The 13,414-nt window shown below is 66.0% G+C and carries 13 protein-coding genes; 7 read left to right on the forward strand and 6 right to left on the reverse strand.

All coding sequences use genetic code 11. The annotated features are described in order from the left end of the window. Positions 1-24: 24 nt before the first annotated feature. Positions 25-1,527, forward strand: coding sequence for an anthranilate synthase component I (trpE, locus tag EWH10_RS14265; RefSeq protein WP_044661902.1), 1,503 nt, complete (start codon positions 25-27; stop codon positions 1,525-1,527). A 215-nt stretch (positions 1,528-1,742) separates the two neighbouring features. Here trpE and mltG read toward each other — a convergent pair whose 3' ends face one another. From mltG to fabD, 6 genes are all read right to left on the reverse strand, one after another. Continuing rightward, on the reverse strand, positions 1,743-2,714 hold the full coding sequence (gene mltG / locus EWH10_RS14270; protein WP_044661901.1) for an endolytic transglycosylase MltG: 972 nt from the start codon (positions 2,712-2,714) through the stop codon (positions 1,743-1,745). A gap of 10 nt (positions 2,715-2,724) precedes the next feature. Then, complete coding sequence (fabF, locus tag EWH10_RS14275; RefSeq protein WP_025549369.1) at positions 2,725-3,984, reverse strand: beta-ketoacyl-ACP synthase II; 1,260 nt, start codon at positions 3,982-3,984, stop codon at positions 2,725-2,727. A 179-nt stretch (positions 3,985-4,163) separates the two neighbouring features. After that, the gene (locus tag EWH10_RS14280) at positions 4,164-4,397 is read right to left on the reverse strand and encodes an acyl carrier protein (RefSeq protein ID WP_007689016.1); all 234 of its coding nucleotides are present in this window, start codon (positions 4,395-4,397) and stop codon (positions 4,164-4,166) included. Positions 4,398-4,633: 236 nt separating this feature from the next. Beyond that, positions 4,634-5,374, reverse strand: coding sequence for a 3-oxoacyl-[acyl-carrier-protein] reductase (fabG, locus tag EWH10_RS14285; RefSeq protein WP_025549370.1), 741 nt, complete (start codon positions 5,372-5,374; stop codon positions 4,634-4,636). A gap of 1 nt (position 5,375) precedes the next feature. Continuing rightward, positions 5,376-6,182: a crotonase/enoyl-CoA hydratase family protein gene (locus EWH10_RS14290; protein ID WP_037482652.1), complete on the reverse strand. Its 807-nt coding sequence runs from the start codon at positions 6,180-6,182 to the stop codon at positions 5,376-5,378. Positions 6,183-6,190: 8 nt separating this feature from the next. Further along, positions 6,191-7,126 carry an ACP S-malonyltransferase gene (fabD, locus tag EWH10_RS14295; RefSeq protein WP_044663094.1) on the reverse strand — a complete coding sequence of 312 codons (936 nt, stop codon included), beginning with the start codon at positions 7,124-7,126 and terminating at the stop codon, positions 6,191-6,193. A gap of 128 nt (positions 7,127-7,254) precedes the next feature. Between fabD and EWH10_RS14300 the strand changes: the two genes are divergently transcribed. The 6 genes from EWH10_RS14300 to EWH10_RS14320 all read left to right on the forward strand — a co-directional run bounded on the left by EWH10_RS14300 (position 7,255) and on the right by EWH10_RS14320 (position 13,393). After that, on the forward strand, positions 7,255-8,724 hold the full coding sequence (locus EWH10_RS14300; RefSeq protein WP_052628218.1) for an efflux transporter outer membrane subunit: 1,470 nt from the start codon (positions 7,255-7,257) through the stop codon (positions 8,722-8,724). An 8-nt stretch (positions 8,725-8,732) separates the two neighbouring features. Further along, positions 8,733-10,289, forward strand: a complete 1,557-nt coding sequence (locus tag EWH10_RS14305; protein ID WP_044663092.1) for an efflux RND transporter periplasmic adaptor subunit — start codon at positions 8,733-8,735, stop codon at positions 10,287-10,289. Positions 10,290-10,294: 5 nt separating this feature from the next. Then, a complete protein-coding gene (locus EWH10_RS14310) occupies positions 10,295-10,996 on the forward strand; it encodes an ABC transporter ATP-binding protein (RefSeq protein WP_025549375.1) in 702 nt (233 codons plus the stop codon). Between the two features lie 70 nt (positions 10,997-11,066). After that, positions 11,067-12,272: an ABC transporter permease gene (locus tag EWH10_RS14315; protein WP_025549376.1), complete on the forward strand. Its 1,206-nt coding sequence runs from the start codon at positions 11,067-11,069 to the stop codon at positions 12,270-12,272. Between the two features lie 194 nt (positions 12,273-12,466). Then, the gene (locus tag EWH10_RS21775; protein WP_165363370.1) at positions 12,467-12,637 is read left to right on the forward strand and encodes a hypothetical protein; all 171 of its coding nucleotides are present in this window, start codon (positions 12,467-12,469) and stop codon (positions 12,635-12,637) included. A gap of 396 nt (positions 12,638-13,033) precedes the next feature. Continuing rightward, positions 13,034-13,393, forward strand: a complete 360-nt coding sequence (locus tag EWH10_RS14320) for an RcnB family protein (RefSeq protein ID WP_025549377.1) — start codon at positions 13,034-13,036, stop codon at positions 13,391-13,393. The last annotated feature ends 21 nt before the right edge of the window (positions 13,394-13,414 follow it).

Here is a 13,414-nt window from a genome sequence, read left to right on the forward strand (position 1 = left end):
GTGGTTGCGGGGAGACCGGCGGGGATGGACGGCATCGAGAGCGCGCGCAAGGCATTGGCGGCGGGGCAATCCGCGCTGGTGTGGCGGCGCCAGATCGCCGACACGGACACGCCGATTTCCGCCGCGCTGAAATTGTTCGAGCCCGATCGCGGCGATTTCCTGCTGGAATCGGTCGAGGGCGGCGCGGTGCGAGGCCGCCACAGCCTGATCGGGCTCGCCCCCGACCTCGTCTTCCGGGCGCAGGGCCATGCGGCGGAGATCAACCGGCAATGGGCGACCGACCGGGAGGCCTTCGTGCCGGAAGGCGCCGACGCGCTGGACGCGTTGCGGGCGCTGGTGGCGGAATGCCGGGCTGAGCTTGATCCGGCGCTGCCCGCTGCGCTGGCCTGCCTGGTCGGCTATTTCGGCTATGAGACGGTCGGGCTGGTCGAGAAGCTGCCGCGTCCGCCCGAAAATGCGATTGCGCTGCCGGACATGCTGTTCGTGCGGCCGACGGTGATATTGGTGTTCGACCGGCTGGCCGATGCACTGTTCCTGGTCGCGCCGGTGTGGAAGGGAAGCTTTGCCGATGCCGACCGCGCCGTCGAGCAGGCGCTGGAACGGATCGACGCCGTTGCCGCCCGGCTGGCGGCTCCCCTCCCCGCGCAGGCCGCTCCCGCCGGGATTGCCGAAGTCGCCGTGACGCCGGTGCTGGAGCCGGGCCGCTATGCCGCGATGGTCGAAAAGGCGAAGGACTATATCGTTGCGGGCGACATTTTTCAGGTGGTGCTGGCGCAGCGCTTCACCAGCCCGTTCACGCTGCCGCCGATTGCGCTTTACAGGGCATTGCGGCGGATCAACCCTTCGCCCTTCCTTTATTATCTCGACCTGCCCGGCTTTGCGCTGATCGGGTCGAGTCCGGAAATCCTGGTCCGGGCGCGGGATGGCGAGGTCACGATCAGGCCCATCGCCGGCACCCGGCCCCGCGGCAGGAATGCCGTCGAAGATGCCGCCAACCGCGAAAGCCTGCTGGCCGACCCCAAGGAGCGGGCGGAGCATCTGATGCTTCTGGACCTGGGGCGTAACGATGTGGGGCGGGTCGCGGCGGCCGGCACCGTCACCGTGACGGACAGCTACAGCGTCGAATTCTACAGCCATGTGATGCATATCGTGTCGAACGTGGTGGGACAGCTGGCGCCGGACCGGGACGCGCTGGACGCCTTGTTCGCGGGCTTTCCCGCGGGGACCGTGTCGGGAGCGCCCAAGGTGCGCGCCTGCGAGATCATCGCGGAACTGGAGCCGGAAACGCGCGGGGCCTATGCCGGGGGCGTCGGCTATTTCGGGCCGGACGGCAATATGGATAGCTGCATCGTGCTACGCACCGCCGTGCTCAAGGACGGCGTGATGCATGTGCAGGCGGGCGCGGGCATCGTCGCGGATTCGACGGCGGAATATGAGCAGCGGGAGTGCGAGGCGAAGAGCGGCGCGTTGCTCGCCGCTGCGCGGGAAGCGGTGGCGCTGGCGCGCGAGTCAGGGTTTGGGCAGTAGGGTTGTTGCGGTGATTGGCGGCGGTCTATGGCCATCCCAGGACATTCCCCTCCCGTAAACGGAAGGGGTTAGCGGTGGGCGCGAGCGGAGCGAGCTTCTGACTTGGCCGTTGCAAAACAACGCGGATGTTGCGCCAGCCCACCCCCTAACCCCCTCCGGCTTGCGGGAGGGGGAACATCCGCTCCCCACCCAAGCGCGCCATCGGTCAGCTCACTTCAAAGCTCACCCCTGGCGCGCCGGATTTCGAACCATTTGCGCACATTGTCATTATGCTCTTGCAGCGTGTCCGCGAAGATATGGCCGCCCTTCCCGTCCGCGACGAAGTAGAGCGCCTTCGTCTCCGCCGGGTGCAGCACCGCGAGGATCGACAGGCGTCCCGGATTGGCGATCGGCCCCTTGGGCAGACCGGTCATCGCATAGGTGTTATAGTCGTTGACCGCGGCGATTTCGGACTTTCTGATCCGCCGGCCCAAGGGCTTGCCCCGGGTGATCGGATAGATGATCGTCGGATCGGCCTGGAGCATCATGCGCGCCTTCAGGCGATTGCCGTAAACCCCGGCGACGGTCGGCCGCTCGGCAGGCACGGCCGTTTCCTTTTCGACGATGCTGGCGAGGATGACGGCTTCCCTGGGCGTTTTTGCGACCGTGTTGGGCGCCCGTTCCGCCCACATCTTCGCCAGCGCCTTGCTCATCGCACCCTGCATGCGCTTCAGCACCGCCGCCCGGCTCTCGCCCTTGTCGAAGGCATAGCTGTCGGGCAGAACGCTGCCTTCCTCCGGCACCGGAATCTCGCCCGTCAGTTCCTCATTCGCCATCAGCCGTTCATGGACCAGGATGGAGGGCATGCCCTCCGGTATGGTGACCAGCCGGGTCAGCGTCCTGCCGCCCTGGAGGATGCGGAAAATATCGGAATTGCTGGCGCCCTTGGGAATCAGGAATTCGCCCGCCTTGATCGACTTGCCGCGGCCGAAGACCTTGGCCCGCGTCAGGAAGGCGTCGGCGGAGCGCACCGCCCCCTTCTGCTTCAGGAGAATGGCGGTGTCCGCGATGGTCGAGCCTTCGGGCACGACGATGGCGATGTCCTTCGTCGCCGGGCCTGCCTCGGTCCAGCCATAGACGAAGCGGAAAGCGACGAACGCCGCGACGGCCAGGCCGATCAGCACTATGCCCAAGCCAAGCCGTCGCATCGCCGATGTCTCAGACCGCCTTCATGATGAGCGAGGCGTTGGTGCCGCCGAAGCCGAACGAATTGTTCAGCACCGCGCGCACCTTGCGTTCCTTGGCGACATGCGGGACGAGGTCGACGCCCTTGCAGCTTTCGCTCGGCTCGTCGAGGTTCAGCGTCGGCGGCACGATCTGGTCGCGCAGCGCCAGGATGCAGAAGATGCTCTCCACCGCGCCCGCGCCGCCCAGCAGATGGCCGATGGCCGACTTGGTCGAGCTCATCGACATGGTGCCCAGATGTTCCCCGAACAGCCGCTTCACCGCGCCCAGTTCCAGCTCGTCGCCCAAAGGCGTCGAAGTGCCGTGCGCGTTCACATAGTCGATGTCGCCAAGGCCAAGGCCGGATTTCCTGAGCGCCATTTCCATGGAACGATAGGCACCATTGCCCTCCGGATGGGGGGCGGTGACGTGATAGGCGTCGCCCGACAGGCCATAGCCGACGACTTCGGCGTAGATTTTCGCGCCGCGCGCCTTGGCCCGCTCATATTCCTCCAGCACGACCACGCCCGCGCCTTCGCCCATGACGAAGCCGTCGCGGTTGACGTCATAGGGCCGCGAGGCCTTTTCCGGCGTGTCGTTGAAGGCGGTGGAAAGCGCGCGGGCCTGGGCGAAGCCGGCGATGCCGATCGGGCAGATCGCGCTTTCCGCGCCGCCCGCCAGCATCACGTCGGCATCGTCCAGCGCGATCATGCGGGCAGCGTCGCCGATCGAATGCGCACCGGTCGAGCAGGCTGTCACGACGGCGTGATTGGGGCCCATGAGACCGTATTTGATCGACACCTGGCCGGAGATCAGGTTGATGAGGCGGCCATGGACGAAGTGCGGGCTGACCCGGCCCGGCCCCCGGTTCGCCAGCACCAGCGATTCGCTTTCGATGCCCGGCAGGCCGCCAATGCCCGAACCGATCGAGCAGCCGGCGCGCAGACGATCCTCCTCGCTCATATTGTCGAGACCGGCGTCGCGCAGCGCCTGGCTGGCGGCGGAAATGCCATAGACGATGAACGGGTCGACCTGCCGCTGGATCTTGTGATCCACGTCCAGCCCGGCATCATAGCCATATTCATGATCCGCCGGCTTCACTTCGCAGGCGATGCGGCACTTATATTCGCTGGCGTCGAAGCGCGTGATCGTCGCCGCGCCGGACTTCGACGCGATGATGTTCTTCCAGGTCGTTTCCACATCCCCGCCGAGCGGGCTGACCATGCCAAGGCCGGTGACGACAACACGACGCATATGCTTGCTCCGAAAAATAGTCTTTGGCTCAACGCCGCCCATCTAGCCATTGGAAAGGCGATTGTGAACGGGACCAGATACGAAAAGGCTCCCCAAGACCCGGTTTTGCCGGACAGGAGGAGCCATTCCCTTTTGTAAACGCAGCGGCCACCCGATGCCGGGCAGGCCGCCGAACGCTCTTACTGCTTGCTGTCGATATAATCGATGGCATCCTTGACGGTGGCGATCTTCTCGGCCGCATCGTCGGGGATTTCGACGCCGAATTCTTCCTCGAACGCCATCACCAGCTCAACGATGTCCAGGCTGTCAGCGCCCAGATCGTCGATGAAGCTCGCATCCTCGGTCACCTTTTCGGCTTCGACGCCCAGATGCTCGACGACGATTTTCTTTACGCGATCCGCGGTCTCACTCATGAGTGGTCCTTCTTACTGGGTATCGTTGATGGTTCTGAATATTTGTTAAGGCATGCCCTAGAGGCAAGCCCAACGAGAGGCAAGAGGCAAGAAACAATCGGATGGCATCGCCCCACCTGCATTCGACTCCTCAGCCCCGATGGCACAAGGTTGCCCTTTTGCAAATGCCCAAAATTTTCGGCCGCGATGGAATAAAGCCGCAGCGTGGGACTTTGGGACCGACCGATCCCTCCCCCTCAGATCATCGCCATGCCGCCATTGACATGCAGCGTCTGGCCGGTGACGTAACCCGCCTCCTTGCTGGCGAGATAGACCACGGCCGCGCCGATGTCCTCCCCCGCGCCCAGATCGCCCGCCGGAATCCTGGCGAGGATCGCGCCTTTCTGCGCATCGTTCAGCGCGTCGGTCATGGCCGAACGGATGAAGCCCGGCGCGACGCAGTTCACGGTGATGCCCCGGCTCGCCAGTTCCTGACCCAGCGACTTGGACATGCCGATGATGCCGGCCTTGGACGCGGCATAATTGGCCTGTCCCGGATTGCCGGTGACGCCCACGACCGAGGTGATGGAGACGATGCGGCCGAAACGCGCCTTCATCATCGGCTTGGCGGCGGCGCGGGCCAGGCGGAAGGCGGCCTCCAGATTGACGGCGATCACGTCCGACCATTCCTCGTCCTTCATGCGCAGGATCAGGTTGTCGCGGGTGATGCCGGCATTGTTGACGAGGATGTCGAGCTTGCCGCCCAGCGCTTCCACCGCTTGGCCCACCAGCGCGTCGACCGCCGCCGGGTCGCCGAGGTTGCAGACGAGCGTCTTGTGGTCCCCGCCCAGTTCCGCGGCGAAGGCCTTCAGCTTCTCCTCATTGCTGCCCGAAAGGGCGAGCGTGGCGCCCTGCGCGGCGAGGGCCTTCGCAATGGCGGAGCCGATGCCCCCCGAAGCGCCCGTCACCAGCGCGGTCATGCCTGTCAGATCGAACATTCTAATCTCCCTTGAAGTTCGGCGTCCGGCGCTCGAAAAAGGCGTCGATCGCCTCATCATGATCCGCCGTCGCATGGGCCAGCGCCTGCATCGCGCCCGCCATTTCCATGATCTGGTTCAATTCCGCCGTCTGCGCCGCGCGCAGCAGCCGCTTGGTCATCCGCGTGGCATGCGGCGGATTGGCGGCGATCCTGTCGGCCACCCTGCGCGCCGCCGCCAGCAGGTCGGCATCCGGCACCACCTCGCTCACCAGCCCGATCCGCAGCGCCTCTTCCGCGTCGATGGTCTCACCGGTCAGCGCCAGTTCGGTCGCCTTGGAGAAGCCGACGATGCGCGGCAGCAGCCACGCGCCGCCATCGCCGGAAACGATGCCCAGCTTGACGAAGGATTCCGCGAATTTTGCGGATTGCGCCGCGATCCTGACATCGCACATCAGCGTCAGGTCGCAGCCCGCGCCGATGGCCGGGCCGTTGACCGCCGCGATCACCGGCAGTTCGAGCGCCTGGAACAGCAGCGGCAGCCGCTGGATTCCCGCCCGGTAGTTGCGCCGCGTCTGCGCCGGCAGTCCCGCGCGCAGGCCGCCCGCATCGGGGCGCATCGCATTGAGGTCGCCCCCCGATGAAAAGGCGCTGCCCGCCCCGGTCAGGATCGCCACCCGCACCGACAGGTCGCGATCCGCCTGCTCGAACACCGCGCACAGGGCGTCGACCATCGCCGGATCGGAGATCGGGTTGCGCCGGTCCGGCATGTCGAGCGTGACCGTCAGGACGGCTCCGTCACGGCTGGTCAGGACGGGAGCGCTGCTCATGCCGCCGCTCACAGCGCGCCCAGCGCGGCCTCGATATCGTCCATCGTCACGACGCTGCGCACGGTGGCGTCGGGAGCGATGCGCTTCACCATCGGACCCAGCACCTTGCCGCCCAGTTCGACGAATTCGGTGACGCCCGCGTCCCACATGGCGGCGACGGATTCGCGCCAGCGCACGCGGCCCGTCACCTGCTCGACCAGCCGCAGCCTGATCTCGTCCGGATCGGCGATCGCGCTTGCCAGCACATTGGCATAGACCGGCAGCAGCGGCGTGTTGATCGCCGCCTTGCCCAGGGCATCCTCCATCGCCTCCGCCGCGGGCTGCATCAGCGGGCAGTGGAAGGGCGCGGAAACCGGCAGCAGGACGCCGCGCTTGATGCCATGGTCCTTCACCAGCGCGACGGCGCGCTCGATCGCGCCGCGATGGCCGGAAATCACCACCTGCGTCGGATCATTGTCATTGGCGACGGTGCAGATCTCACCCTCGGCAGCCGCCTCCGCCAATGCCTGCGCCTTCTCTATGTCCGCGCCCAGCAGGGCCGCCATCGCGCCCTCGCCCACCGGCACGGCCGCCTGCATTGCGCGCCCGCGCAGCTTCAGCAGCTTCGCCGTGGTGCCAATGTCGAACGCCTCCGCCGCGCACAGCGCGCTATATTCGCCAAGGCTGTGCCCGGCGACGTAATCGCCTTTCTCCGCCAGCGAAAAGCCGCCTTCCTTCTGCATCACGCGCAGGGTCGCCAGCGCATTGGCCATGATCGCGGGCTGGGCGTTTTCCGTCAGCGTCAGGTCGCTTTCCGGCCCCTCCACCATGATGCGGAACAAATGCTGCGACAGGGCGTCATCGACCTCCTGAAACAGCTCCCTCGCGGCCGGGCTCGCATCGGCCAGCGCCTTGCCCATGCCGACCGACTGGCTGCCCTGCCCTGGAAAAAGAAATGCCCTCATCATCCACCTTCTGACATGCGCGCCCCTGCAAAAGCGCAATTTTTCAAAGTCGTTACACTTTGAGACACAAATGCCGTTGAGGCGCCCGGCCCATTTCGGCAGTTCTCGTTGGAGGACCGCCTTTAACGATGACGGAGTATAAGGAAAAGGTGCGATATCGCTTTGGATGGATCACGGGAACCGCGCTGGTCCTGTCGGGCTGCGCAGCCGGTCCCGATTATCGCGCCCCTGCCCCCGCAGCGCTCGGCGTGCCGGCGGCCTATAGCCAGGGCGGCGGCGCTCCGCTCGACGAAGCGGAGCTTGGCGCCTGGTGGACGCGGCTCGACGATCCGGCGCTGAGCGGCCTGATCGACCGGGCGATCGCCCATAATCTGGACATCGTTCAGGCGCAGGCGCGTCTGCGCCAGGCGCGGGAGTCGCTGCGGCAGGCAAGGGCCGCCTTCCTGCCGCAGGTGAACGGATCGGCCAGCGGCGGGCGCAACTACAGCAGCCGGGATGCGGGCGGGCGGCTGGACCCCAGCGGCAATCCGATCGGCGGCGGCGGCTCCAACTGGTCGAGCAGCTATTCCGTCGGCGCCAATGCAAGCTGGCAGGTCGACCTGTTCGGTGAACTGTCCCGTTCGGCGGAGGCCGCGCGGGCCGATCTTGCCGCATCCGGCTATGACCTGGCCAATGTGCGGGCGACGATCGTCTCCGAACTCGTCACCAACTATGTGCAGGCGCGTCTGGCGCAGGAGCAGTTGCGCGTCGCGCGGGAGACGCAGGCGATCCAGCAGGACAATTACAACATCGCCAACTGGCGGCTTCAGGCGGGCCTCGTCTCCTCGATCGACGCGGAGCAGGCGCGGGCGCAACTGGCGCAGACCAACGCCACCGTCCCGCAGCTTGAGGCGAGCCTTCGGGGCAGCCTCAACCGTATCGCCGTGCTGACGGGGCAGGCGCCCGGCGAAGCGACCCGGAGCCTTGAAACGCCGGCGCCGATTCCCGCCGCGCCCGCGCAGATCGCCACCGGCATTCCCGCCGACACGCTGCGCCAGCGGCCGGACGTGCGCTCGGCCGAACGGGCGCTGGCCGCCGCGACGGCGCGCATCGGCGTGGCGCAGGCGCAGCTTTATCCTTCCCTTGGCATCAGCGGCAATATCGGCACCACGTCCAACAGTTTCAAAGACCTGTTCAGCCTGGTCACCGGCGGCGTATTCGCCAATGTGGCGCAGGTCATCTTCGACGGCGGACGCCTCGCCTCGCAGGTCCGTTCGCAACGGGCGGCCACCGACGCCGCCTTCGCCGCCTACAAGCAGGCGGTGCTGTCCGCGCTGGAGGATGTGGAGAATGCCATGGCGTCGCTGTCGAGCGCACGCGCCCGCAAGGCGGAGTTCGCGACCGCCTATGAAGCGTCGAACAATGCCGCGATACTGGCGCGCAGCCAGTACCAGGCGGGTCTGATCGATTTCCAGACGCTTTCCCAGAGCGAGAATTCGCTTTTGAACGCGCGCAACAGCCTTGCCGGCGCGCAATCCGACGAGGTCCTTGGCCTGGCCCAGCTTTACAATGCGCTGGGCGGCGGCTGGCAGAATATGGAAGGCCGTCCCCCCTCATGAGCAAAAAGATGAGCAATGATGTGACCAGCGATCAGGACATCAACGACTTTCTTGGCGCGCGGCCGGAAAAGCCGTGGCGCAAATGGGTGGTCCGGGGCGCGGTGGGCGTCGCCCTGCTGATCCTCATCCTGCTGCTTGCGCGCTGCTTTTCGGGCGACGACAAGCCCAATTATGCGACGCGGGAAGTGCGCAAGGGCGACCTTACCGTCTCCGTATCCGCCACCGGCAATCTGAAGCCCATCAATCAGGTCGATGTCGGTTCCGAACAGTCGGGCAAGATCACGGCGGTCTATGTCGATGTGAACGACCGCGTGACCAGGGGGCAGAAGCTGGCCGAACTCGACACCCGGCGGCTGGTGGATACGATCAACCAGAACCGCGCGCAGCTTTCCTCCTCGCAGGCCAGCGTGGCGCAGGCGGAAGCGCAGGCGGCGCTGGCCAGGGCGACGCTCGACCGCCAGCTCAACGTGTTCAAGCTTTCCGGCGGGCGCGTTCCCGCCAGGACGGAACTGGACGCCGCCCGGGCCGACTATTGTTCCGCCCTCGCCAACCTCCGCTCCGCACAGGCGCAGGTTCGCGTTTCCCAGGCGCAGCTTTCCACGGCGCAGACCAATCTTTCCATCGCCCAGATCGTCTCGCCCGTGACCGGCGTCGTCCTGTCCCGCGACATAGAGCCGGGCCAGACCGTCGCCGCCTCGCTCAACGCGCCGGTGCTCTTCACCATTGCGGAAGACCTGACCCAGATGGAGGTGGAGGTTTCCGTCGACGAGGCGGATGTGGGACAGGTGAAGGAGGGCCAGAGCGCCAATTTCTCCGTCGACGCCTTCCCCGGCCGCACCTTTCCGGCGCGGGTGACGCGGGTCAATGTGGGCTCCAACAGCGCCAGCAGCAGCAGTTCCTCCTCATCGTCGGGGGGCAGCGCGGCCAGCAGCACGACGGGCACCGTCGTCGCCTATACGGCGGTGCTGTCGGTGGACAACAAGGACGAGATATTGCGCCCCGGCATGACCGCGACCGCCGACATCGTGACGCAGGAACTGCATGACGTGCTGCTGGTCCCCAACAGCGCGCTTCGCTTCAAGCCCAGCGCGGGCAACCAGGGCGGCGGCATCACCAGCCAGATCGTCCCCGGCCCGCGCAGGTTCCGGCGCGGCGGCGCGAGCCGGCAGGTCAGTTTCGGCATTGGCAGCAGCCAGACCGTCTATGTCGTGGGCGAGGACGGCAATCCCAAGGCCGTGCAGGTGACCGTCGGCGCCAGCGACGGCGCGCGCACGGTCATCACGGGCGGCGACCTGAAACCGGGCATGCGCGTCATCACCGGGCAGCTTGCGGCGGGCCAGCAGGCGCCGGCGGAGGATCAGGCCGATGGCGGTTCGCAGGGCGGCGGGCCGCGCGACCGCAACCGCCGGACGGAAGGCGGCCGGTCCACCGACGGCAGCCCGGCCACTGTCGGCAAGCTCGGCAATTCGGGCGACGGGAAGGCCGAAACCGCGCCGGTCGCGCCATCGGCGCCGAAGGGCCAGGGCGGCGAGCCGCGCGGCACCGGCCGGCAGAGCGGAACCTGACGCGCATGGCCGCCGATCCGATCATCTCCCTTCGCGGCGTCACCAAGGTCTATGGCTCCGGCCCGACAGCCTTTCAGGCGCTGAAGGGCATCGACCTCGACATTGCGCAAGGCGATTTCGTGGCGGTCATGGGGCCTTCGGGCTCCGGCAAGTCGACGACGATGAACATATTGGGCTGCCTCGACGTGCCCTCCGGCGGGGAGTTCCTGTTCAAGGGCCGCCATGTCGAAACGCTCGACCGCGACCAGCGCGCCCTGCTGCGCCGCCGCTATCTGGGCTTCGTGTTCCAGGGGTTCAACCTGCTGTCCCGCACCACGGCGCTGGAAAATGTCGAACTGCCCCTGCTGTATCGCGGCGAGGACAAGAAGACCCGATATGAGGCGGGCATGGCGGCGCTCGACAAGGTAGGCCTGAAGGACTGGTGGGACCATACGCCCGCCGAACTGTCCGGCGGGCAGCAGCAGCGCGTCGCCATCGCCCGCGCCATCGTGACCCAGCCCGACGTGCTGCTGGCGGACGAGCCGACCGGCAACCTCGATTCCGAAAGATCGGTGGAGATCATGGAACTGCTGACCGACCTCAACCGCAATGGCGGCATCACTGTGCTGATGGTGACGCATGAGCCGGACATGGCGGCCTTCGCGCGGACCATCGTGCATTTCAAGGATGGGTTGGTGGAGCGGGTCGAGCAGGGAGTGACGGCGTGATGGCGATATTTTCCCCCGTCATTACCACCTCCGCGGGGATGACGGAAATGAACGAAGGCGCGCGCTGAAGATGCTGGGCACCACCGTCATCCTCGCCTTTCGCGCGATCAACCGGCACAAGCTGCGCAGCTTCCTCACCACGCTGGGCATCATCATCGGCGTGGCGGCGGTCGTCACCATGGTCACGCTGGGCAATGGCGCGACCGCCGCCGTGCGCGAACAGATCAGCTCGCTGGGCGCCAATGTGCTGCAACTTCGTCCCGGCCAGGGGTTCGGCCGGGGCGGTGGCGGACCGCGCCCGCCCGACTTCAAGCCCGCCGACCTGACCGCCATCGAGAACCAGCTTACCGGCGTCCGCGCGGTCGCGCCGATGGTGCAGTCGAGCGGCACGGCCATCTATGAAGGCAGCAACTGGTCCACCACTGTCTATGGCACTACCGCCGCCTATTTCGAGGTGCAAAGCTGGAAGGCCGACACCGGCCGCCTTTTCATGCCGGAGGAGGAGGAAGCGGGAAAACCCGTCTGCATCATCGGCAATACGGTGCGCACCAACCTGTTCCAGAGCAATGACCCCATCGGCAAGCGCATACGCATCAAGGGCGTATCCTGCCAGGTGATCGGCGCGCTCGCGACACGGGGCCAAGGCGGCTTCGGGGATCAGGACGATGTGGTGGTCATGCCGATCAAGTTCGTCCAGCGCCGCTTCACCGGCGACCGCGACATCAGCCAGATCATGGTCGCGGTAGACGACGCCTATGACACCAGCACGGTCCAGACCAGCCTGGAGGAGCTGATGCGCGAACGCCGCAAGGTGAAGCCGGGCGCGGAAGATAATTTCAACGTCTTCGACACCAAGCAGATCAGCGACACGCTGACCGGCACCACCACCATATTGACGCAGATCGTGGCGGCGGTGGCGGCGATTTCCCTGCTGGTGGGGGGCATCGGCATCATGAACATCATGCTGGTGTCGGTGACGGAGCGCACCCGCGAGATCGGCATCCGCCTCGCCATCGGCGCGGTCGCTCGCGAAGTGCTGATGCAGTTTCTGGTCGAGGCCATCGTGCTGTCCTGCCTGGGCGGGCTGATCGGCCTGTTCCTGGCGCTGATCGCCTCGGTCGCGATCGCTCCGCTGATGCAGGTGCCCTTCATCTTCGATGTGAAGGTGAATCTGATCGCCTTCCTCTTCTCGGCCGCGATCGGTGTCGTCTTCGGCTATTTTCCGGCCCGCCGCGCCGCCGCGCTCAACCCGATAGACGCCCTGCGCCACGAATAGGCCATGGCTTGTTCATGGCGCAGGCAGGGCGCCGGTTCCGGGTCTGGGACCGGGCTCCCGCCTTCGCGGGAAACATTCAATTCCCCCTGCCCGTTACATTTTCTCACAATTTTTCCGGCTGCCGGCACAGTCCTGCGACAAGCGCCGCCTATCGCTCCCCCATGACGCCCGCAGGGCATTGCGAAAGGGAGATCATGATCAAGACCGCCATTCTGGGCCTGTCGGCCTGCGCCCTGCTGTTCGGCCTGGGCGTCGGCCCCTGGGGCGGCGTCCCCGGTCTCCGGCCCGCACCCGTGCTGGAGGGCAAGGACCGTCCGATCCTGCTCCAGCGCATGGTCGTGACGGCAACGCCGCTTTCCGACTGACCTCATCCGCGCCTTCTACCCACCATCGTGCGCCAAAGGGGGCGCCGGCTGGCGACAAAGCAGATGTGGCGACAGAAACCTGGAGCGTCCGGCCTGCGTCCGATCCACCTGATGCAGCGCGCTCCGGAACGAAGCCCCGAAGCCCCTTCGGGGCTTTTTCCATGCCAGGGCTCAGGCGGAAAATGGAAATACGCCCTTCTTCGAAAAACTGAACGGACATTCATGCAAATCACTGGAAAAACAGGAATTATGAACCGATATTCAGACTAATTCCGCACCTGTTACAATTTCCGACATTCTTTACTGACCGATGGCACAAGCCTGCGACAAATGCGTCCTATTTCTGCTTCAACGCCGGACAGCCGGCGGCAAGATCGAAGAAGAAGGAGCAAGTCCATGTTCAGGAAGTTTCTCGCGGCGCTGACCGCCACCACCATGATCGCAAGCCCCATGGTCGTCAGCCAGGCCCAGGCCGCGCCGCAGCGGGAAGTGCATCAGGTGGTGAAGCATGGCCCCCATGGCCGCACCGTCACCAAGACCACGGTGATCCGCAAGGACAATCATCGCCGCTGGGCCAAGGGCCAGCGTTTCGACCGCCGCCATGCGAGCAACTATCGCGTGATCGACAATTATCGCGGCTATCGCCTGCGCACCCCGCCGCGCGGCTATCATTGGGTTCGTTCGGGCAATGACGCGCTGTTGGTCGCCATCGCCAGCGGCATCATCGCATCGGTCGTCACCGGCGCGATCCGCTAAGGCCGATACGCCCCGGAGCCG

Origin of the sequence: Sphingobium fuliginis, from assembly GCF_004152845.1 — a bacterium.
In the GTDB taxonomy this organism is placed as follows: Bacteria; Pseudomonadota; Alphaproteobacteria; order Sphingomonadales; family Sphingomonadaceae; genus Sphingobium; species Sphingobium fuliginis.

What these genes read in the sequence shown, in the direction of transcription:
- trpE (WP_044661902.1), top strand. Translation starts at nt 25, where the DNA reads ATGGACGGCATCGAGAGCGCGCGCAAGGCATTGGCGGCGGGGCAATCC.
- EWH10_RS14280 (WP_007689016.1), bottom strand. Translation starts at nt 4,397, where the DNA reads ATGAGTGAGACCGCGGATCGCGTAAAGAAAATCGTCGTCGAGCATCTG.
- EWH10_RS14320 (WP_025549377.1), top strand. Translation starts at nt 13,034, where the DNA reads ATGTTCAGGAAGTTTCTCGCGGCGCTGACCGCCACCACCATGATCGCA.
- fabD (WP_044663094.1), bottom strand. Translation starts at nt 7,126, where the DNA reads ATGAGGGCATTTCTTTTTCCAGGGCAGGGCAGCCAGTCGGTCGGCATG.
- EWH10_RS14305 (WP_044663092.1), top strand. Translation starts at nt 8,733, where the DNA reads ATGAGCAATGATGTGACCAGCGATCAGGACATCAACGACTTTCTTGGC.
- mltG (WP_044661901.1), bottom strand. Translation starts at nt 2,714, where the DNA reads ATGCGACGGCTTGGCTTGGGCATAGTGCTGATCGGCCTGGCCGTCGCG.
- EWH10_RS14300 (WP_052628218.1), top strand. Translation starts at nt 7,255, where the DNA reads ATGACGGAGTATAAGGAAAAGGTGCGATATCGCTTTGGATGGATCACG.
- EWH10_RS14290 (WP_037482652.1), bottom strand. Translation starts at nt 6,182, where the DNA reads ATGAGCAGCGCTCCCGTCCTGACCAGCCGTGACGGAGCCGTCCTGACG.
- fabG (WP_025549370.1), bottom strand. Translation starts at nt 5,374, where the DNA reads ATGTTCGATCTGACAGGCATGACCGCGCTGGTGACGGGCGCTTCGGGG.
- fabF (WP_025549369.1), bottom strand. Translation starts at nt 3,984, where the DNA reads ATGCGTCGTGTTGTCGTCACCGGCCTTGGCATGGTCAGCCCGCTCGGC.
- EWH10_RS21775 (WP_165363370.1), top strand. Translation starts at nt 12,467, where the DNA reads ATGATCAAGACCGCCATTCTGGGCCTGTCGGCCTGCGCCCTGCTGTTC.
- EWH10_RS14315 (WP_025549376.1), top strand. Translation starts at nt 11,067, where the DNA reads ATGCTGGGCACCACCGTCATCCTCGCCTTTCGCGCGATCAACCGGCAC.
- EWH10_RS14310 (WP_025549375.1), top strand. Translation starts at nt 10,295, where the DNA reads ATGGCCGCCGATCCGATCATCTCCCTTCGCGGCGTCACCAAGGTCTAT.